Below are 17,843 nucleotides of genomic sequence, written 5' to 3'. Positions count from 1 at the left end.
TTACTCCCACAGATTGACAGTTTCAGCCACGGGCGCGGTCTGAACGTCAGGCAGTTCGACGGCGGTGCCGTGTGGCAGCACCGCACCCAGTTCAGCCAGTCCCGGATTTGCGGCGAGCACGGTCTCAACCACGCCCTCAGTGCGCCCGTAATACCGGACACAAATGGCGTCGAGCGTGTCGCCCTGTAGCGCAAAGGTCTTCATCAGATTTGACTCACGATGCAGCGCGGCTTGTCCTGGATACGCGCCACCGCCCAGCGCATATCCCGCCACAGTTCATCAATGGTGCTGTCAATGCTGTCAGCCTTCTTGTCGCCTTTCGCACTGGCATCCACGCCGCGATAACGCTCATAAAGCGACGCGGTCGCCATCGCACACACGGCACGCTCGTAGTAAAAAACTTTGATGCTTTCACCGTCGATGTCGTCCGCCGGAACGTCCGCCAGACGCGTAAAACCGGCGGCAATTTTCTGTTCGCGGTACTCGTACAGCTCCGCATTCGTCTCCGCCATGCCTGACTTGATGGCCTCACGCAGACGGGCGGGGGCGACGGTCTGCTCAAGGCGCATACGTTCCCGGACGCGCTTCGGGTCGATATCGGGAAAAAAGAACGTGTTTTTAATCACCGGCTCGTCGCCTGCCGGTTGCGGGATGACCACCGTACCCTCACCGGACACGGGAGCCTCCTTTCGCGGAATAATCAGCGTCATCATGACTACCTCTGAAAAGTCGGGCGGTGGACGCCGGTGCAGTGTCAGGTGATTCACCCTCACTGACCGGCGTGCCGCCCTGGCGCGGGGCGCATTCGGTTGTTAACTGGCTTTCTTTTTCGGGCGTCCACGTTTTGCCGGTGTCACGCTCCGGGTCTTACGCGGGGCGCGGGTGGCCGCTTTTGGCTGCGGCTCCGGCTTCGGTTTCAGCTCCCGCTCCAGTCGTTCAATCTCTTTTTTGACGCCTGCCTGACAGTCAAGCTGTGTCGCACGTTGCAGGTGAGCCAGCGCACCGGCGGCATCACCAGCGTCACGCAGAAACAGACCGGTGATTTTGTGCAGCTTTGCGCGCACTTCATCAGGCATGTCAGCTGTGGCGGTCAGCTCAAGGGTGTCCGTCAGCAGGCGGGGCTCCACAGACTCACCGGCAGCGTGAGCGCGCATGGCCGCGAGCGCCACCTCCTCGGTGAACATGTACGGCGGGGTGCGGCGGTGTTTACCCGGCATGGTCAGACCGTACTTCAGGGCATAACGGGCAATCTCCAGCGCACCGGCAATATCGCCGGTATCCAGACGCCACAGCATGACCGTCATCAGAATGTCATCCTGTGCACCTTTGCCCTGCTCCAGCACGCCGTTCACCCACGGCAACCAGAACGGCAGCAGTTCGCGTTTTTTCGCGGCCTTCAGCTCTTTTGAATAAATCGCTTTCAGTGTGCGCTGGTCTGCGGCCAGCTTGACCAGCATCTGCTCATAGACAGTTGCATGTCGCAGCGGGGCGGCTTCCCGCTGCGCGGTCATCGCTGCCGAGACCCGCATCATGTGGCGCTGTGCGGGACTCGTCATCGGTTACGCTCCCGGCTCTGCGGTCGCCTTAGCCGGTGTGGAGAAATCACCGACCTTAATTTTTTCCACCAGACAACCGGCGGCGTAGTCTTCCACCACGTAATCAATGTTCATTGACTCGTAGTTCTCCACGCGGTCGAGTTTCGGGTTTTCCTCAATCACGCGGCGATGGCTGTCATCCATGTAGTAGATGGACAGGTTTTCCAGCTTCGTGATGAGCATCGCATCTGCCGGGAAGTACGGGACGCGCACCGCCGGCAGGTTACCGATGCGTTTCTGGCTGATGATGACGTCAGCGGCCAGCATTTCGCTGTTATCCTGCTCCTTGTTAACGATGGGGAAATACTTGTCCGCCAGTAGCTGACGTCCCACAATCACCACAAGGTCAGGGTCTTCCTGATACCACGGCTCAATCAGGTTGTTGGTCGCATCCATCACCAGTGCATCGAGGCTGGCATAATCACCGCCCTTACCCACGCGGATAACCTCAGAGGTGGTATGGCCTTCCTCGTCAGTGACCTTGCTCATCACGCGCGCCGGAGCTTCATTGCGGTATTTCTGCAGCCAGCCGACCGCCACATCCTGCAACATCGGATTGCTGCTGCGGTCAGAGGTTTCGGCACGCTTCACGCCGTTAAAACCGGCCATGATGAAATCAAGGGACTGGCGTTTGATAATGGCGTTACGGACACGGAGCTGGAAATCCTGATAACGCGCCCACAGGTCAAGCGTTTTGTAGCGGATATAAAAATCGAAGTTAATCTGGTCGCATTCGTACTTGTTTGACGCCAGCTTCGAGAAGTCCTTCGGCTGACGCTCGGTGCCACCGGCGGTGTCGGTGGTGCTGGCGATGGAGCCGGTGACACCGATGCCAATTTTTTCCCCTTTCATTTCGCTGACCGGCACAATGTTGATGCGGGTCAGAAAGTCAGAGGACTCCTGCATGGTGTTCATCAGGGTCTGGGTGACCGACGGTTCAACGGTGAATTTTTTCGACACATCACCGGCGTCGATGCCGTTCAGTTCGGCAACACGGGACAGGTAGGCATTAAATTTAAAGCGGGTTTCCTGGCGCATAGTTTTTCCTGAAATTAAGGGTTAATCGTGAAGGTTTTCCCGGACTGACTGACGCCGGTCAGCAGTTCGTCATCAGGGCGTCACCGCCACCACCGGTGGCCTTGCTGCGGCGCTGCTGGGTCAGACTTTCGGTGTGGTCGAGACTGTTTTTCAGGCGGGTGAATGCCTGGCTGGTTTCATCCGCCCTGTCAGTCACCTCCTGCTTAAGTGCGGAAAAGGCGGTTTCCACCTCAGCGAGGCGCTGCTCAGTGGCGCTCAGTTTTTCCTGCACATGTTCAGCAACAGCGGTCACCGCTTCATGCACGTCATTCAGACGGGCGTCATCGCTGGCCTGTTTGCGGCCAAAAATGGATTTCACCTTTTCGGTCAGGGCGGTGAACACGGTTTCAGGCAGGTCTTCAAATTCCAGCTCAACGGGCGTTGCCACTGAAATCAGGTTTTCAGGGCTTAATTTGAAGCGGTTCAGGGGGTTGTGTTTTGCCGTGCGGCAGCATTCCAGGTATTCCGTGCCGAGGCTTGCCGGGTCATCGGTGACGGCCAGCCCCACCAGATAACATTTGCCGGTGTTGGCAAAGTTCGGCTGAATTTCCATTGAGGTGTAGACCTTCTGCGCGGCCTTGTTCATCGCGATAAGGTCATCGGTCGGGGTGATTTTCGCAAACAGCGCCCATTTGCCTTTCAGCGCCGAATCGTCGTCAATCTTTTCCGCCTTCAGTTCGGCCACATCGCCATAACGCTTAAAAATACCGTCAGGCAGGATGCCGCGCAGATGTTCCAGGTTAATGCGGCAACCATAGACACGCGGGTCAAAGGTTTCGGCCATTTCCTGAATATCCTGCGCACTGATGACACGCCCGTCACAGGTGTCACCCTCAACGCCGATACGAAAGAATTTTGAGACTTTTTTTGCCATTGTCAGGAGTCCTGAATAGTGATTAGAGGAGTCACATGTCGGCATCAGTTTCCCGACGATGCGCATCCTCCGCCATCAGTCCCGGATGGCTTATCACTGACACAACAGCACCTTAGCGAATCGCGGGGCGCGACTCAGTAGCCTTGCCGTGTATTCATCACGGCGAGGTATTCATGACCATCACCACAGACACCACTCTTTTACACGACCCGCGTCGTCAGGCGGCGCTGCTGTACTGGCAGGGGTTTTCCGTGCCGCAGATTGCCGCCATGTTGCAGATGAAACGCCCGACGGTGCAGAGCTGGAAACAGCGCGACGGCTGGGACAGCGTTGCCCCCATCAGCCGTGTCGAAATGAGTCTGGAAGCGCGGCTGACCCAGCTCATCATCAAACCGCAGAAAACCGGTGGTGACTTCAAGGAAATTGACCTGCTGGGACGCCAGATTGAACGACTGGCACGGGTAAACCGTTACAGCCAGACCGGCAACGAGGCAGACCTTAATCCGAACGTCGCTAACCGCAACAAAGGCGGGCGTCGCAAACCGAAAAAGAATTTTTTCAGTGACGAGGCCATCGAAAAGCTGGAGCAGATTTTCTTTGAGCAGTCTTTCGACTATCAGTTGCACTGGTATCGCGCCGGGCTTGAGCACCGCATTCGCGATATCCTGAAATCCCGCCAGATTGGCGCGACGTTTTATTTTTCCCGCGAGGCGCTGCTGCGCGCCCTGAAAACCGGTCATAACCAGATTTTTCTGTCGGCCAGTAAAACGCAGGCGTATGTGTTCCGTGAATACATCATCGCCTTTGCCCGTCTGGTTGACGTTGACCTGACCGGTGACCCGATTGTCCTGGGCAATAACGGCGCAAAACTGATTTTTCTCGGCACCAACTCCAACACCGCGCAGAGCCATAACGGCGACCTGTACGTCGACGAGATTTTCTGGATCCCGAATTTTCAGGTACTGCGTAAGGTGGCATCAGGTATGGCCTCACAGAGTCACCTGCGCTCGACCTATTTCTCCACCCCGTCCACGCTGGCGCACGACGCCTACCCGTTCTGGTCGGGTGAACTGTTTAACCGGGGACGCGCCAGCGCCGCCGAACGCGTGGAAATCGACGTCAGTCATAACGCCCTTGCCGGTGGGCTTCTCTGTGCGGACGGCCAGTGGCGGCAGATTGTCACCATTGAGGACGCCCTGAAAGGTGGCTGCACGCTGTTCGACATTGAGCAGCTTAAACGCGAAAACAGCGCCGACGATTTTAAAAACCTGTTCATGTGTGAATTTGTTGACGACAAGGCGTCGGTGTTCCCGTTCGAGGAGCTGCAACGCTGCATGGTCGACACGCTGGAAGAATGGGAAGACTATGCGCCGTTTGCCGCCAATCCGTTCGGCTCCCGCCCGGTATGGATTGGTTACGACCCGTCACACCGTGGCGACAGCGCCGGATGCGTGGTACTGGCACCGCCGGTGGTGGCCGGTGGCAAATTCAGAATACTTGAGCGTCACCAGTGGAAAGGCATGGACTTTGCCACCCAGGCGGAATCCATCCGCAAACTCACCGAAAAATACAACGTCGAATACATCGGTATTGATGCCACCGGCCTCGGTGTCGGCGTGTTCCAGCTTGTGCGCTCGTTCTATCCCGCCGCGCGCGATATCCGCTACACGCCGGAAATGAAAACCGCAATGGTGCTCAAGGCAAAAGACGTTATCCGCCGTGGCTGTCTGGAATATGACGTCAGCGCCACCGACATCACCAGCTCGTTTATGGCTATCCGCAAGACCATGACCAGCAGCGGACGCAGCGCCACCTATGAGGCCAGCCGCAGCGAGGAAGCCAGCCACGCCGACCTCGCCTGGGCGACCATGCACGCCCTGTTAAATGAGCCTCTCACCGCCGGTATCAGCACCCCGCTGACATCCACCATTCTGGAGTTTTACTGATGAGCAAGAAAAAAGGGAAAACACCGCAACCTGCGGCAAAAACAATCACCGCCAGCGCCCCGAAAATGGAGGCATTCACCTTTGGTGAGCCGGTGCCGGTACTCGACCGCCGTGACATTCTGGATTACGTCGAGTGCATCAGTAACGGCAGATGGTATGAGCCGCCGGTCAGCTTTACCGGTCTGGCAAAAAGCCTGCGTGCTGCCGTGCATCACAGCTCCCCGATTTACGTCAAACGTAATATTCTGGCCTCGACATTTATCCCGCATCCGTGGCTGTCCCAGCAGGATTTCAGCCGCTTTGTGCTGGATTTTCTGGTGTTCGGTAATGCGTTTCTGGAAAAGCGTTACAGCACCACCGGTAAGGTCATCAGACTGGAAACCTCACCGGCAAAATATACCCGCCGTGGCGTGGAAGAGGATGTTTACTGGTGGGTGCCTTCCTTCAACGAGCCGACACCTTTCACGCCCGGCTCCGTGTTTCACCTGCTGGAGCCGGATATTAATCAGGAGCTGTACGGCCTGCCGGAATACCTCAGCGCCCTTAACTCTGCCTGGCTGAATGAGTCGGCCACGCTGTTCCGCCGAAAGTATTACGAAAACGGCGCACATGCCGGATACATCATGTACGTCACCGATGCCGTGCAGGATCGCAACGATATCGAAATGCTCCGCGAAAACATGGTTAAATCGAAAGGCCGCAACAACTTTAAAAATCTGTTTCTCTATGCCCCACAGGGGAAAGCTGACGGCATTAAAATTATCCCGCTCAGTGAAGTGGCAACGAAGGACGATTTTTTTAATATCAAAAAAGCCAGTGCCGCAGACCTGCTGGACGCGCACCGCATCCCCTTTCAGTTGATGGGCGGCAAGCCGGAGAACGTCGGGTCGCTGGGTGATATTGAGAAAGTGGCAAAGGTCTTTGTCCGCAATGAGCTTATCCCGCTACAGGACAGGATTCGGGAAATAAACGGCTGGCTCGGCCAGGAGGTCATCCGCTTTAAAAACTACTCACTGGACACTGACAACGGCTGAACATCGCCGCCTGCGGGCGGCTTTTTTACCCCCCGTCATCACGCCCTCACACGCTCACCACCGCACAAAACATCCCGCAGACACACCAACACCCCGGCGCACAATCTAAACGCCATCACGACGCGCTCAGACGCTGAAAAAATAAAATCAGCACCACCGCCAGCGCGCAGTGCTTTCCCCGCCTCGCCCGCCCACTTCATGGGTCGGTTTTAATGCAGGTGCATGCCCGCTACAAATACTAACGAACAGAGCAATATTGGTTAGAGAGGACATAAAAAAACAAATGCGACATCATGCACAAAAAAGCATGATGTCGTCAATTCTACGCTACACGGCTTTCCAACATTTTCGCTTTAGCCTCAAGCTGAGTAGCCAACGTATGAAAATGCCTAAAGCTTGGTATATGTCCATCCTCAGCATAAGCTCTGGATATAAGCTGTTGCAAATATGAAGGCTCCATCAATGCTGCTGGATTTTTTTTCGTATACATTGCATTTCTTAAAGCAAGCATACTTTTTAAATAACTCTCGTGATACTTAGCAATTGATCCGTCATAGGCAAGAGGCTTTCCCATACCCTCTGGATCATTGGATGACACATCATAGTGCTCATAATAGTCCAAAAAAGATTCAGTCAACTTATTTGGCGAAATAATGACTCGATTCCCTAGCCCCCACGTTTCTATGCACGGATTTTGAACTATTATATTTACTTCACAATGAGATATATCTATACCAGAAGAATCAATCTTATTTCTAACAAGCTCTCTCCTTGCCTCAACATCCTCTCCTTCAGAGTCTAGCACAACCCAAAAATCGGTAAATTTAGGGTTATCATGTATATCTTTAATTGCATTAATAAGCGTCACATCAATCATACGAGGATATCCCTCGCCGCTTATAAAATAATAGTTGTTTTTATCTATTGCAGACAAACACTCAACTTGCTTTAAAGATGGAGATAGAACGCCTATCCATGCCGGATAGATTCTTCGCTCTGTTTGTCGCCCCTCAGCCAAAATATACAAATTCATCTATCCGCACCATCAAAATAAACGCTTAAATTTATTAATTTAGTAAACGCCTCATGATTGGATTCTTTTAAATTAAAAAAATCCGCAGAATAGTTATCAACAACCCCGGCCTTCCTTGAAATAATTTTCCAGTTATCAAGCGGTATGTTATTTATAATATAAGGATGATGACTCGTCAAAATAAACTGAACATCATTACCATGATGTAGTAGCACATCTGTTATATCATTAATACAGTTAACACCAAAGCCATTCTCGAACTCATCAATTAAGAACACAGTTCCCGTCGGGCTAAGATGCAGATATGCCAGTTGGACAAATGTTTTCAACATCCCGGTAGACATTGAATTGTGCGAAATCCACTCATCAATCCCTCTTTCCTTAACCTTGAGTGCATATACAGAATGAACAAAGAAAGGAATCCCTCTTGTATCAACCTTAACCACCTTTATATCTTCAATATATGGAAAAATCTCCACAAATGAATTTTTAATTTGATGAAAGTAGACTGGTTGTTTTTCTTGACACAAATACAACTTAGCACTCAAAGAGAATGACTTCTCTCTGATATCATTGATGCTAAGCTCTTCATCCTCTGAAGCATCTTTATTTTTTCTAGGAAACACCTTATGCATTTCATCATCATCAACTTGCACAATTCGTGAAAATGACTTGTGTATAACCGAAATATCATCTTCCTCACGCAAGTGATGAACTATACTAACTGTAGAAGCCAGCTTAACTGTTTTACTGTCATTATAAACGATATCATCGCCACTTCTGGTGATAATAATTGAACCATTGATTTTAACTTCTTCTTTTATAATTTTTGGTTCAACCTTGTCGTCATCATCAAAATGAAACATTCCATAAGTAAAATCATCATAATCCTCCAGCGCCTCAAACTCACCAGACCATTGATAATCATTACCTTCAGCATTAAACTCAACGTTCCAGCAAAACCCACTAACGGAATCACCATGTGCGATAGACTTTATTTTATTGATAGAACGAAGTATTTGTGTTTTCCCTACACCTGAAGCACCAACCAATAAGGTCAGTGATTTGAATTCTATTTTATTAATTTTCAATTTACTGTGAGAGTTATATGTCTCCAGTGATTTTATTCTCATGCTTTTTTCCATTTGCATTTACTAGTTACATGAATTTAATATTATATCACAAAAACCAACAAACAACAACCCTACCTTTCATCTCTTTAAAAATAACATTTATTATAATATTGACAGATTCATTATAATAAATTTATATCCTTATCCACGTTAGAATTATTTTATCGAGGCTTCCTGTAATAAAGTAAATCAATCTTTTTCCAACTAACTTACAGCAGGACTATCTGTATGCCTCCCAGGCTTTTATCTTTGCGTTCAGATGCCATGTTGAGCAAGAACAACTCTTATATGGGGTATTTACAATCGTTCCCACCTGTTCAATCTGCCCGACGGTGCTATTTCATGTGGTTTTAACGGGCTTCCGTTTCCTTGCTGACGATTTGGCGTTCTCAGCCCGTGTTTTAATGCGCCCCTGAGCGCCCTCACGACCTCCGGGTCATTCCATTCGATAACACCGTCATCAACCAGATTAAGCACTGCTGCGGCGTGCTCAGAAGGTGTGGGAGCCGGTAACGAAGCATCACCACCGGAGAGCTTTCCACAGTTATTGACAGGACTCCGAGGCGCGGCGATGCCGCTTTTTAAAGTCAAAGGCTCAACGACCGGAACTTTCGGTACAATGCGCCAGTCCGTCGTTCTGGTGATATGAATATGACGCGCGCCGAGATGCGGCGCGTAAATGCCGACCACTCTCTCGACTTCTTCCTCGTACTCGTTAACGTCATCCGACGGGCTACGGGCGACTCTGACAGTCTGACAATCGCGCGGGACATTTGCCCCACCCTGCGCGCTGATATACAACGCAAAATCACCACTGTCTGCGGCGGCGCGTGCAGCCTCGACGCGCTCGTCAAACTCATCAGCAATGCTGACGCCGCGAGGCAGTTTGCGTAGTTCACGGTAAGCCCCCATTGTCGGCAGGCCAACCGTTTTAAATTGTGGGATACGCCACGTTGACGCCCATGCGGTTACAGCCGCAGCAGTGTCTTTCAGCGGCCTGCCGGTATCGTTATCGAGCTGACCATCCAGTGCATAGCCGTCGATATTTTTTGAGATGTATTTAGCAATATATCCCGCAGCACCGCCCCGGTTAAGATGTTTTGCCTGAAAACGGTTTCGCGCGGCTCCTCTTTCGTCGCCATCCTCTTTGAGCGCATAGCGACGCATGATTTCGATAATCTGGTTACGCTGGCGTGGATTACAAAAAAGCATCATATGCCAGTGCGGCGTTCCGTCGTGGTGTGGCTCGACGACTCGCAAACCGTAGACCTGTAAATCATTATCTTTGAATGCCGTGCGCACCAGGCTCCAGATACGGCAGAGATAACGCTGCGCATCCTTTGGATTAAATGCCTCATCATTCCAGCCGTGATTTAGCTGGACGGTTTTACTTTCGCCTTTTCCGACCTGACGTGTCGGGTGATACTTTGACGGCGCGGTCAGAGTGATAAACATCCCCACATCACCCTCTGCGGCGGCGTAACGCTCAATACCGGCGATGGTGTTCATCAGCTCCATCCGGCGAATTTCAGGATTAGAAATACTGCCCATCACCTTACTGATAAGGTCGATGCGCTCGCCGGTTTCCCTGTTTTCGAGGTCACACGATTTAAGAAATTCCAGATTTGCCTGGCGGCGTGCACGCACATCACGAATGGCATGTTTACTGGCATAAGGAGAACGGTCTTTATTGACCTCCCCGACAGCAATCAGTAACGCCTCATGCCAGCGCATACGCTGGCCTTTAAGCTGATGAGTCCACCACTCATCGTTAAACAGACGGGCAATGGCAGAATATGCCTGCCTCGTGGTCATCTGTCCTTTACGGTATTTTTTCCAGTAAAGCGGGGAAATATTGAAAGCACGTGCAGCGCCAGCAACATGACCATAGAGGTGAGCCTGCGCCTCATCCGTAAACAGCGATTCTTTTTCGCCATGTGCATCCACCCAGGCATCGCTGAGTTCCTCATACATCATGAAAAGCTGCGATGAGATACGGGCGGCAAACTTTTTCAGCTCCTTGTCATTCATTCCCGGCAGGCGCGCATAGTGGTCACGCTCTGCCAGAAACAGCAACGACGCGTCGGTGTTCATTTCATGGCGCTGATTCACACGCTCAATGCGCGGCCATAAACGACGCTGAAAAGTGGATGTGAGGAAATAAAACCCGTGCACCGGGCTTTTATTGCGCCGGATGTAGTCATAGCGTGAAGTAAACAGCGAGCGCAAAAAGTAAGGCAGGCGGTTAATCGTGGATAAAACACCTTGCACCTGACGCATCTCGTCACGTGTAAGGGGTCTTTCGCACCCGACGGCCTCGCGTGGCGCGTTCCATGCATAAGCACCGGTAAACGTCTTACCGGTGCCTGCGGCAAATGCTGACGGAGGGACAAAACGCCCGGAGGCTTTAACGGCCATATGAGCTAAAAGCCTCTGAACAACGCTTGCTGAGTTGCTCAACCTGCGCGTTTAAATCAGCAAAAGACTTTGCGCTTCCGGTAAGAATATCGTGATGCATCAGGCCGGAAACGAGCTGGCTTAATTTCGGGTAATAACCAACCACCGCCAGCCATTCCTGACCGGCGTTTTTACCGCTTTCAGCTCTCTTTTTCTCGTGGAGAATAAACTGAAAGCTGTCACTGGTAACGACATAACGTTCGCCAATTTCAATACGAATACTCATGCCGTTCTCCGGTAATGTTTGTTTTTTGCTTCAAAGACTGACTGGCAGGAAACACAACGCGTGGCTGACGGATAAGCCGCACGACGGGCAGCAGGTATTGGCGCGTCACACTCTTCGCAAACCAGCGCAGAAACACCGCAATGCTTTACCCTTGCCGCGTTAATCTGGCGCTCCAGTAATTCAGCCTGTTGTTCCTGAATAAAATCTACGTTGTCCGGCATTACCAGCTCCTTTTGTCGTTAAGTTTTTTAAATTCATCAGCGCAATAGCTGGCAATTTCTGTCGTTAATTTCGTCAGTTCATCCACGGAGGAGATTTGCTTGTGAAATACAGCGCGTTTAACAAGTAAATTGACCACATCAGACAGGAGATTTAATTCGTTCTGATAAATCGCGATAACAGACTCAGTTATTTCGCGTTTTTCTTTATCAAGACCAAGTTGAATAAGAGATAAATCGCCATTTTTCATAACGGCGATTTTTAAGGCGTTATTCAGTAATACAACTGAACGAGAACAGGACATCAAAGCACCTCCCCGCGAGACAATCCGATATTGTGAAATTTTTCCGACTCCTGACTGAGCAGCTCGACTATCTCCACGCGGGATAACTCCGCCTTTGTGATGTGGCGAATCATGGCGTCAAGATGAGAAGAAAAGCGCGTCGCTGCGTCGGCCTGTGCTTCGGTTCTGGCCTGTTGCAGCAGTAATGCGTATTTACCGCACTGATTTTCAGAAACTGTATGCATGACTTTCTCCAGGCAAAAAGAAGCCCCGCACAATTAAGTGCGTTAAAAACTCTGGTTAATTACTTAATGCAGATATTGCTCTGGTTTTACCGACGTCAGAATTGTCGGTGCATACTCAAACAGGCTGAATAATTCACGTAATGCACGGAATAAAGCATCACGCCAGTAACATGATTCTTCATTAATTCGCCAGTATGGCTGGTTGAATTCTTTTTCAGTCAATCCCGCATGCATAAATAAAGTACGACGCTGACTGACTGTTAAAAAACTAATATATGCATACTCACTTGCACCAACCTGACGGCGTTTTGAGAATGCCCCACGCAATTCATCAATTGCACAAACCAGCCGTTCACGTTCGACGTCGTTCATTTCTTCAAAACGCATCGTTGCGTGACGCTGTTTTAACTGCGCATGAAAGCAAACCGTTAACCGTTCGCGCTCCATCATCTGATTATAATAATCACATGTATCCTGCCAGCGAGGAACGGCAAGATGCTTACCAATTATCCGGCGCATAGCTGCTGGCTGTTTTTCAACGAGATTGAGCGTCATCACTGTCATTTCCATACCCTCCGGCTTTTCAGAAAGGTCAGAGCCTTTTTTAACGGACTCTGTTTTTTGGTGCGGATAATGATTCCCTTACGCCCCTTACCGTGGGTGATGGTGAAGTCAATCGCCCTGGGGCTTTCGTTACGCAGTAACTGAGCAATACAACGAGGCTCATTCATACGGTTCTCCTTAACGTGGTTCACCGAGACCTAACCACATCAACCAGCCGTCACGAATCTCTTTAGGGCGGCTTTCATAAGCCAGTTTTAGTCCGTTATTCCATGCCGGAAGGTATACCCAATATTCACCTGCACGACCTGAAGCTGATTGTGGATCGGTCATATCAATTACAGGCAGCTTTCCTTTATCAATCATCCGACGAACCGCTCCTGTCGATTTTCCTATTAGTTTTGCGAACTCCTGATAAGGAATCGCATCAGTCATGAGTGTTACTTGCTTGCTCATGTCGTCCTCTAGCCCTCATGAATTGCGTTTAATGTCTTATAATGCCTTTTAGTGCCCACATCCAAGCACTAAACAATCTACATCTAAACTAAATACTATTGAGATCTAAACACCATGTCAAACACGATAAGCGAGAAGATAGTCTTAATGCGAAAATCAGAGTATTTGAGCAGACAACAACTTGCTGATTTAACAGGGGTTCCGTATGGCACGCTGAGTTACTATGAAAGTGGTCGTTCAACACCTCCAACAGATGTCATGATGAACATCCTGCAGACCCCACAATTCACCAAATACACTTTATGGTTCATGACCAATCAGATCGCTCCTGAGTCCGGGCAAATTGCGCCCGCTCTCGCACACTTTGGGCAAAACGAAACAACGTCGCCCCACTCCGGTCAAAAGACTGGTTAACAATTCATCGTGAATATATTCATCACAAGTGCCTACTATTGGTGGCTAAATTTCAGCCACCACGAAAAAAGCGATTAGTAGTCGCAAAAAAACATACCACTCGGAGGGTTTTCTGATGGCAATCAAAAAACTCGATGATGGTCGATATGAAGTGGACATCCGCCCTACTGGACGTAATGGAAAACGCATCCGTAGGAAGTTTGATAAGAAAAGCGAAGCTGTCGCTTTCGAGAAATACACGTTGTACAACCACCACAATAAAGAATGGCTATCAAAACCAACAGACAAGCGACGTCTGTCGGAGCTGACACAGATCTGGTGGGATTTAAAGGGTAAACACGAAGAGCATGGGAAATCTAATCTTGGAAAAATTGAAATCTTCACAAAAATAACGAATGACCCATGCGCATTTCAAATTACGAAATCGCTTATCAGCCAGTACTGCGCCACCCGAAGAAGTCAGGGTATTAAACCTTCGAGTATCAATCGTGATTTAACATGTATTAGCGGCATGTTTACAGCCCTGATTGAAGCGGAGTTATTCTTTGGTGAGCACCCTATCAGAGGGACAAAAAGGCTTAAGGAGGAAAAACCAGACACAGGCTATCTCACGCAGGAAGAAATTGCCTTACTGCTTGCTGCTCTTGACGGCGACAACAAAAAGATTGCGATTCTTTGCCTGAGTACTGGAGCACGTTGGGGAGAAGCAGCTCGTTTGAAAGCAGAAAATATCATCCATAACCGCGTCACGTTTGTTAAAACGAAAACAAACAAACCACGCACCGTCCCGATCTCAGAGGCTGTTGCCAAAATGATCGCGGATAACAAACGAGGTTTTTTATTCCCTGATGCTGATTACCCTCGCTTCAGACGAACAATGAAAGCAATAAAACCGGATTTGCCAATGGGGCAAGCCACACATGCACTAAGGCACAGCTTTGCCACTCATTTCATGATTAATGGAGGAAGTATTATCACGCTACAACGGATACTAGGTCACACGCGGATTGAGCAAACTATGGTTTACGCTCATTTTGCGCCAGAGTACCTTCAGGACGCCATTTCTCTTAATCCGCTAAGAGGTGGTACTGAGGCCGAGAGTGTCCACATAGTGTCCACAGTAGAGTAACGTTTAAGGGCTTTCAGTGGTAATTTATGCCGCTCAAACCCGCATTGTACCGTTGAAAGCCCCTACTGGTGACACCCTAAATCTCCCTTACACGGGCTTATTTTTTTGTACTACGACTTTCATCCTGTTCTGACACCGCCTTTTCTTTTCTGCTCTACACTATCTACAGACCAATCATAAAGGCATACGACCATGGCAGATTTTCCCGCCAGCTTACTGATTCTTAACGGCAAAAGTGCTGACAATGAAACATTACGCGAAGCAATTATGCTGCTGCGTGAGGAAGGAATGACTATCCATGTGCGGGTTACCTGGGAGAAAGGTGATGCTGCGCGTTTTGTTGAGGAAGCCCGCCAGCTTGGCGTTGCAACGGTGATTGCCGGCGGTGGCGATGGCACTATTAATGAAGTCTCCACGGCGTTGATTCAGTGTGAGGGCAATGAAATTCCTGCTTTGGGGATATTGCCGCTAGGTACAGCGAACGATTTTGCCACCAGTGTGGGTATTCCTGAGGCGCTGGATAAGGCACTTAAACTGGCAATTGCTGGTAACGCTATTGCGATTGATATGGCACAGGTCAACAAACAAACCTGTTTTATCAACATGGCGACGGGCGGATTTGGTACGCGCATCACCACGGAAACACCCGAGAAATTAAAAGCCGCGCTAGGTGGCGTCTCTTACATCATTCACGGCTTAATGCGCATGGATACGCTGCAACCGGATCGCTGTGAAATCCGTGGTGAAAATTTTCACTGGCAAGGCGATGCGCTGGTTATTGGTATTGGCAACGGGCGTCAAGCCGGTGGAGGTCAACAACTGTGCCCAAATGCGCTGATCAATGATGGTTTATTACAACTGCGTATTTTCACCGGCGATGAAATTCTTCCAGCTCTCTTCTCAACCTTAAAACCTGACGAAGAAAACCCGAATATTATTGACGGCGCTTCAGCATGGTTCGAAATACAAGCGCCGCATGAAATCACCTTTAATCTTGATGGCGAACCGTTAAGCGGACAACATTTTCATATCGAAATACTTCCGGCAGCATTGCGTTGCCGGCTACCACCAGATTGCCCGCTGTTAAGGTAAGTACAAAGCAAGCGCAGAAGCAGGATCCGCAGACCGGCATCATCCCAGGATTCTTCTGCGCTCGCAATTTTTTCATGCGGCCACCGTTTCCAGTAACTGCTCAAGTGATGCATACCTGGCTACCGCAGAGTTAAAGCACGGCTGTTGAAAATCCTCGGCTACAACAACCGTTTTAATTCCCGCTGCCTGTGCAGCTTTAAAACCACTCAGGCTATCTTCTATAACCAGACAATCTGCGGCGGGCAGGCGTAATTTTCGTAGTGCGGAGAGGTAAACTGCCGGATGTGGTTTGCCGTGGCTTTCGTCGTCGGCACTGCAAATCACCGAAAAACAGTGTTCGATTTTGAGTTTTGTCAGCACCGCATCTATCACCTGATAAGATGAAGAGGTCGCCAGTGCCAGTTGGTATCCTGACTGGCATAAAAAGGTGAGCACATCCTTTACCCCCGGCATGGCTTCCCCTTTTTCAGCAATTAATGCAGTAATCAGGCGACGGATCTCCGCCTCCAGTTGCGTGGGCGTAACAGACAGATGACAGTATTCGCACCAGGTTCGGGCTATCTCATCAAGCCTTTTCCCTTTCGTCAGCCTGATACACTCTTCATCGCTAACGCTGGCACCCCATCGTGCCAGCGCCCCTTGTTGCGCCTGACGCCATAATCCTTCCGAATCAATAATGACGCCGTCCATATCAAAAATGACTGCTTTGCAATTAAACATCGTTCCTCACAATAAAGCCTGGCCTTACACCAGGCTGCCTCCATCAGGAAATAACGGCAGGTTCACCTTCACAGACTTGCTGGTTTGAGAATCCCGGTTGTTCGACGCGAATAAACGGACAAATGATAAACGCGATGATGTACAGGGTTGTATAAGCGATAACCACACCAATTGTACTGAAATAAGGTAACAGCACCACCGCTATCGCAGGGGCCAAAAAGTTAGACAGACCGGCAGAAAGGTTATAAACCGAAATCGCCGCGCCTTTGTGTTTTGGCTCCAGCGCCGGGAAAACCGCCGCCATCGGCACGAACGCTGCAACAAAGATCCCCAGCGCAACGGCGGGCACCATTGCCATCCAGTAGTTATGCCCGAAGTATTGCGGCATGTAGTAGAAAGCCAGACTGGAAAGCGCCATTCCCACACAGCCGAACCAGCGAACAACTTTCATCCAGCCAATTTTCTCTGCCAGTACGCCCCAGAAAATGTTGGTGAAAATCGTCGTGAAGAAGAAGACCGCCCACACCTGTAGCCACTCGGACGTGGTAAAGCCCAGCTCATCGACAAACATCATCGGCATAATCACCGCAAAGCCAAACAGTGACAATGTATTGATAATTCGCACAATACTGGAGAGCAAAATATTGCGGTTGGTATAGAGCAAGGTGACAGCACGGCCAAGCTCGCTGAACTTCTCTTTAGTCGTCAGTGCTTGCATATGATGCGGAGTCTGGATTTTACGCATTGAAACCAGCGCAAGAATACCGCCAGTTACGCAAAACGCCAGCGCCAACCATAGAGTACCCATTTCGCCGATAACCGGGATGGTAAAGCTGGGAATGTAACTACCGAAAACACCAATACCAATGGAATAAACGGCCCAGAACCAGCCCAGCGCGGCACTGGTACTGTCGCTGCGCACGTTATGCACAACGGCAACGATAAAGGCGTAAAGGAAGAGAGGATATGCCAGACCACGAATGCCGTAGAACAGCAGAATTAATGCATAGTTCGCCTGCCCCAGACCGAAGACCAGAAACAGCACATGGAAAATACACCACAGCACAAAACCGATGAACATGGTTTTTTGCGGCGTGATAATTTCCGCCACCACGCCGGATACCCATGCAGAGAGCGCCGCCGCCAGGCCATACAGCGTAAAAGCAAATGAGGCTTGTGCAGGCGTAAAGCCCAGCGCCTTAATATAGTGCGAGAGGAATGCCAGTTCAAAACCATCGCCGGTCATAAAGATAGCAATGGCAATATATCCCCAGACCAGATTTAAAGGTAATCCCAGCCATTGTTTATTCGTTAACGACATAGTGACCTCGTTTGTAGGGTACAAAACG

General features: G+C 50.1%; 21 protein-coding genes and 1 pseudogene. 5 read left to right on the top strand and 17 right to left on the bottom strand.

Translation table 11 applies throughout. From position 1 onward, the window contains the following. From A7098_RS00715 to A7098_RS00695, 5 genes are all read right to left on the bottom strand, one after another. Window positions 1–204 carry a tail protein X gene (locus A7098_RS00715; protein WP_000846409.1) on the bottom strand — a complete coding sequence of 68 codons (204 nt, stop codon included), beginning with the start codon at window positions 202–204 and terminating at the stop codon, window positions 1–3. Beyond that, window positions 204–713, bottom strand: a complete 510-nt coding sequence (locus A7098_RS00710) for a head completion/stabilization protein (RefSeq protein WP_000988633.1) — start codon at window positions 711–713, stop codon at window positions 204–206. The genes A7098_RS00715 and A7098_RS00710 overlap by 1 nt, the downstream gene beginning before the upstream one ends. 99 nt (window positions 714–812) lie before the next feature. After that, window positions 813–1,556, bottom strand: coding sequence for a terminase endonuclease subunit (locus A7098_RS00705; protein ID WP_105280163.1), 744 nt, complete (start codon window positions 1,554–1,556; stop codon window positions 813–815). Between the two features lie 3 nt (window positions 1,557–1,559). Then, a complete protein-coding gene (locus tag A7098_RS00700; protein WP_001248569.1) occupies window positions 1,560–2,633 on the bottom strand; it encodes a phage major capsid protein, P2 family in 1,074 nt (357 codons plus the stop codon). Window positions 2,634–2,691: 58 nt separating this feature from the next. Next, entirely contained in the window at window positions 2,692–3,546 is an 855-nt protein-coding gene (locus A7098_RS00695; protein WP_105280162.1) for a GPO family capsid scaffolding protein, read from the bottom strand. Window positions 3,547–3,719: 173 nt separating this feature from the next. Here A7098_RS00695 and A7098_RS00690 point away from each other — a divergent pair, with 173 nt between their 5' ends. Both A7098_RS00690 and A7098_RS00685 read left to right on the top strand, forming a co-directional pair. Beyond that, the gene (locus A7098_RS00690; RefSeq protein ID WP_000156861.1) at window positions 3,720–5,492 is read left to right on the top strand and encodes a terminase ATPase subunit family protein; all 1,773 of its coding nucleotides are present in this window, start codon (window positions 3,720–3,722) and stop codon (window positions 5,490–5,492) included. Next, entirely contained in the window at window positions 5,492–6,526 is a 1,035-nt protein-coding gene (locus A7098_RS00685) for a phage portal protein (RefSeq protein ID WP_052893703.1), read from the top strand. The genes A7098_RS00690 and A7098_RS00685 overlap by 1 nt, the downstream gene beginning before the upstream one ends. A 322-nt stretch (window positions 6,527–6,848) precedes the next feature. On the opposite strand, the gene A7098_RS00680 is transcribed toward A7098_RS00685, so the two are convergent. From A7098_RS00680 to A7098_RS00640, 10 genes and pseudogenes are all read right to left on the bottom strand, one after another. Continuing rightward, window positions 6,849–7,559, bottom strand: a complete 711-nt coding sequence (locus A7098_RS00680; protein ID WP_052318540.1) for a hypothetical protein — start codon at window positions 7,557–7,559, stop codon at window positions 6,849–6,851. Further along, window positions 7,556–8,692, bottom strand: a complete 1,137-nt coding sequence (locus A7098_RS00675) for an AAA family ATPase (RefSeq protein WP_029396085.1) — start codon at window positions 8,690–8,692, stop codon at window positions 7,556–7,558. Before A7098_RS00675 ends, A7098_RS00680 begins: the two co-directional genes overlap by 4 nt. A gap of 300 nt (window positions 8,693–8,992) precedes the next feature. Then, window positions 8,993–11,110: pseudogene (locus A7098_RS00670) on the bottom strand (replication endonuclease); the annotation flags it as partial. Then, complete coding sequence (locus tag A7098_RS00665) at window positions 11,100–11,375, bottom strand: DUF5405 family protein (protein ID WP_023140575.1); 276 nt, start codon at window positions 11,373–11,375, stop codon at window positions 11,100–11,102. The pseudogene A7098_RS00670 and the gene A7098_RS00665, both read right to left, overlap by 11 nt. Then, window positions 11,372–11,596 carry a TraR/DksA family transcriptional regulator gene (locus tag A7098_RS00660; protein WP_001113270.1) on the bottom strand — a complete coding sequence of 75 codons (225 nt, stop codon included), beginning with the start codon at window positions 11,594–11,596 and terminating at the stop codon, window positions 11,372–11,374. The genes A7098_RS00665 and A7098_RS00660 overlap by 4 nt, the downstream gene beginning before the upstream one ends. After that, window positions 11,596–11,898, bottom strand: coding sequence for a DUF5405 family protein (locus tag A7098_RS00655; RefSeq protein WP_001277957.1), 303 nt, complete (start codon window positions 11,896–11,898; stop codon window positions 11,596–11,598). Before A7098_RS00655 ends, A7098_RS00660 begins: the two co-directional genes overlap by 1 nt. Further along, the gene (locus A7098_RS00650) at window positions 11,898–12,122 is read right to left on the bottom strand and encodes a DUF2732 family protein (protein WP_000557703.1); all 225 of its coding nucleotides are present in this window, start codon (window positions 12,120–12,122) and stop codon (window positions 11,898–11,900) included. The genes A7098_RS00655 and A7098_RS00650 overlap by 1 nt, the downstream gene beginning before the upstream one ends. 63 nt (window positions 12,123–12,185) lie before the next feature. After that, entirely contained in the window at window positions 12,186–12,686 is a 501-nt protein-coding gene (locus tag A7098_RS00645; protein WP_000217670.1) for a hypothetical protein, read from the bottom strand. After that, window positions 12,683–12,853: a hypothetical protein gene (locus A7098_RS23910; RefSeq protein ID WP_001005162.1), complete on the bottom strand. Its 171-nt coding sequence runs from the start codon at window positions 12,851–12,853 to the stop codon at window positions 12,683–12,685. The genes A7098_RS00645 and A7098_RS23910 overlap by 4 nt, the downstream gene beginning before the upstream one ends. Window positions 12,854–12,863: 10 nt before the next feature. Continuing rightward, window positions 12,864–13,139, bottom strand: coding sequence for a regulatory phage cox family protein (locus A7098_RS00640; protein WP_000043869.1), 276 nt, complete (start codon window positions 13,137–13,139; stop codon window positions 12,864–12,866). A gap of 114 nt (window positions 13,140–13,253) precedes the next feature. Between A7098_RS00640 and A7098_RS00635 the strand changes: the two genes are divergently transcribed. The 3 genes from A7098_RS00635 (at window position 13,254) to yegS (ending at window position 15,774) form a co-directional block, all read left to right on the top strand. After that, window positions 13,254–13,553 carry a helix-turn-helix transcriptional regulator gene (locus A7098_RS00635; RefSeq protein WP_001306384.1) on the top strand — a complete coding sequence of 100 codons (300 nt, stop codon included), beginning with the start codon at window positions 13,254–13,256 and terminating at the stop codon, window positions 13,551–13,553. 115 nt (window positions 13,554–13,668) lie between these two features. After that, window positions 13,669–14,682, top strand: a complete 1,014-nt coding sequence (locus A7098_RS00630) for a site-specific integrase (RefSeq protein WP_001543021.1) — start codon at window positions 13,669–13,671, stop codon at window positions 14,680–14,682. Between the two features lie 192 nt (window positions 14,683–14,874). Continuing rightward, on the top strand, window positions 14,875–15,774 hold the full coding sequence (gene yegS, locus A7098_RS00625) for a lipid kinase YegS (RefSeq protein ID WP_032225648.1): 900 nt from the start codon (window positions 14,875–14,877) through the stop codon (window positions 15,772–15,774). Window positions 15,775–15,846: 72 nt separating this feature from the next. On the opposite strand, the gene A7098_RS00620 is transcribed toward yegS, so the two are convergent. Further along, on the bottom strand, window positions 15,847–16,494 hold the full coding sequence (locus A7098_RS00620) for an HAD family phosphatase (protein WP_000481299.1): 648 nt from the start codon (window positions 16,492–16,494) through the stop codon (window positions 15,847–15,849). A 43-nt stretch (window positions 16,495–16,537) separates the two neighbouring features. Continuing rightward, window positions 16,538–17,815 (bottom strand): RbtT/DalT/CsbX family MFS transporter, encoded by a 1,278-nt coding sequence (locus A7098_RS00615; protein ID WP_000060036.1) that lies wholly within the window; start codon window positions 17,813–17,815, stop codon window positions 16,538–16,540. Window positions 17,816–17,843 lie beyond the last annotated feature (28 nt).

The organism is Escherichia sp. MOD1-EC7011 (genome assembly GCF_002965005.1).
GTDB lineage: Bacteria > Pseudomonadota > Gammaproteobacteria > Enterobacterales > Enterobacteriaceae > Escherichia > Escherichia ruysiae.
The sequence above is the reverse complement of the archived record's forward strand: the minus strand, read 5'-3'. Positions and strand labels throughout refer to the sequence as shown.

What these genes read in the sequence shown, in the direction of transcription:
- A7098_RS00620 (WP_000481299.1), bottom strand. Translation starts at nt 16,494, where the DNA reads ATGTTTAATTGCAAAGCAGTCATTTTTGATATGGACGGCGTCATTATT.
- A7098_RS00635 (WP_001306384.1), top strand. Translation starts at nt 13,254, where the DNA reads ATGTCAAACACGATAAGCGAGAAGATAGTCTTAATGCGAAAATCAGAG.
- A7098_RS00685 (WP_052893703.1), top strand. Translation starts at nt 5,492, where the DNA reads ATGAGCAAGAAAAAAGGGAAAACACCGCAACCTGCGGCAAAAACAATC.
- yegS (WP_032225648.1), top strand. Translation starts at nt 14,875, where the DNA reads ATGGCAGATTTTCCCGCCAGCTTACTGATTCTTAACGGCAAAAGTGCT.
- A7098_RS00690 (WP_000156861.1), top strand. Translation starts at nt 3,720, where the DNA reads ATGACCATCACCACAGACACCACTCTTTTACACGACCCGCGTCGTCAG.
- A7098_RS00705 (WP_105280163.1), bottom strand. Translation starts at nt 1,556, where the DNA reads ATGACGAGTCCCGCACAGCGCCACATGATGCGGGTCTCGGCAGCGATG.
- A7098_RS00710 (WP_000988633.1), bottom strand. Translation starts at nt 713, where the DNA reads ATGATGACGCTGATTATTCCGCGAAAGGAGGCTCCCGTGTCCGGTGAG.
- A7098_RS00640 (WP_000043869.1), bottom strand. Translation starts at nt 13,139, where the DNA reads ATGAGCAAGCAAGTAACACTCATGACTGATGCGATTCCTTATCAGGAG.
- A7098_RS00700 (WP_001248569.1), bottom strand. Translation starts at nt 2,633, where the DNA reads ATGCGCCAGGAAACCCGCTTTAAATTTAATGCCTACCTGTCCCGTGTT.
- A7098_RS00675 (WP_029396085.1), bottom strand. Translation starts at nt 8,692, where the DNA reads ATGAGAATAAAATCACTGGAGACATATAACTCTCACAGTAAATTGAAA.
- A7098_RS00680 (WP_052318540.1), bottom strand. Translation starts at nt 7,559, where the DNA reads ATGAATTTGTATATTTTGGCTGAGGGGCGACAAACAGAGCGAAGAATC.
- A7098_RS00645 (WP_000217670.1), bottom strand. Translation starts at nt 12,686, where the DNA reads ATGACAGTGATGACGCTCAATCTCGTTGAAAAACAGCCAGCAGCTATG.
- A7098_RS00650 (WP_000557703.1), bottom strand. Translation starts at nt 12,122, where the DNA reads ATGCATACAGTTTCTGAAAATCAGTGCGGTAAATACGCATTACTGCTG.
- A7098_RS00615 (WP_000060036.1), bottom strand. Translation starts at nt 17,815, where the DNA reads ATGTCGTTAACGAATAAACAATGGCTGGGATTACCTTTAAATCTGGTC.
- A7098_RS00695 (WP_105280162.1), bottom strand. Translation starts at nt 3,546, where the DNA reads ATGGCAAAAAAAGTCTCAAAATTCTTTCGTATCGGCGTTGAGGGTGAC.
- A7098_RS00665 (WP_023140575.1), bottom strand. Translation starts at nt 11,375, where the DNA reads ATGAGTATTCGTATTGAAATTGGCGAACGTTATGTCGTTACCAGTGAC.
- A7098_RS00660 (WP_001113270.1), bottom strand. Translation starts at nt 11,596, where the DNA reads ATGCCGGACAACGTAGATTTTATTCAGGAACAACAGGCTGAATTACTG.
- A7098_RS23910 (WP_001005162.1), bottom strand. Translation starts at nt 12,853, where the DNA reads ATGAATGAGCCTCGTTGTATTGCTCAGTTACTGCGTAACGAAAGCCCC.
- A7098_RS00630 (WP_001543021.1), top strand. Translation starts at nt 13,669, where the DNA reads ATGGCAATCAAAAAACTCGATGATGGTCGATATGAAGTGGACATCCGC.
- A7098_RS00715 (WP_000846409.1), bottom strand. Translation starts at nt 204, where the DNA reads ATGAAGACCTTTGCGCTACAGGGCGACACGCTCGACGCCATTTGTGTC.
- A7098_RS00655 (WP_001277957.1), bottom strand. Translation starts at nt 11,898, where the DNA reads ATGTCCTGTTCTCGTTCAGTTGTATTACTGAATAACGCCTTAAAAATC.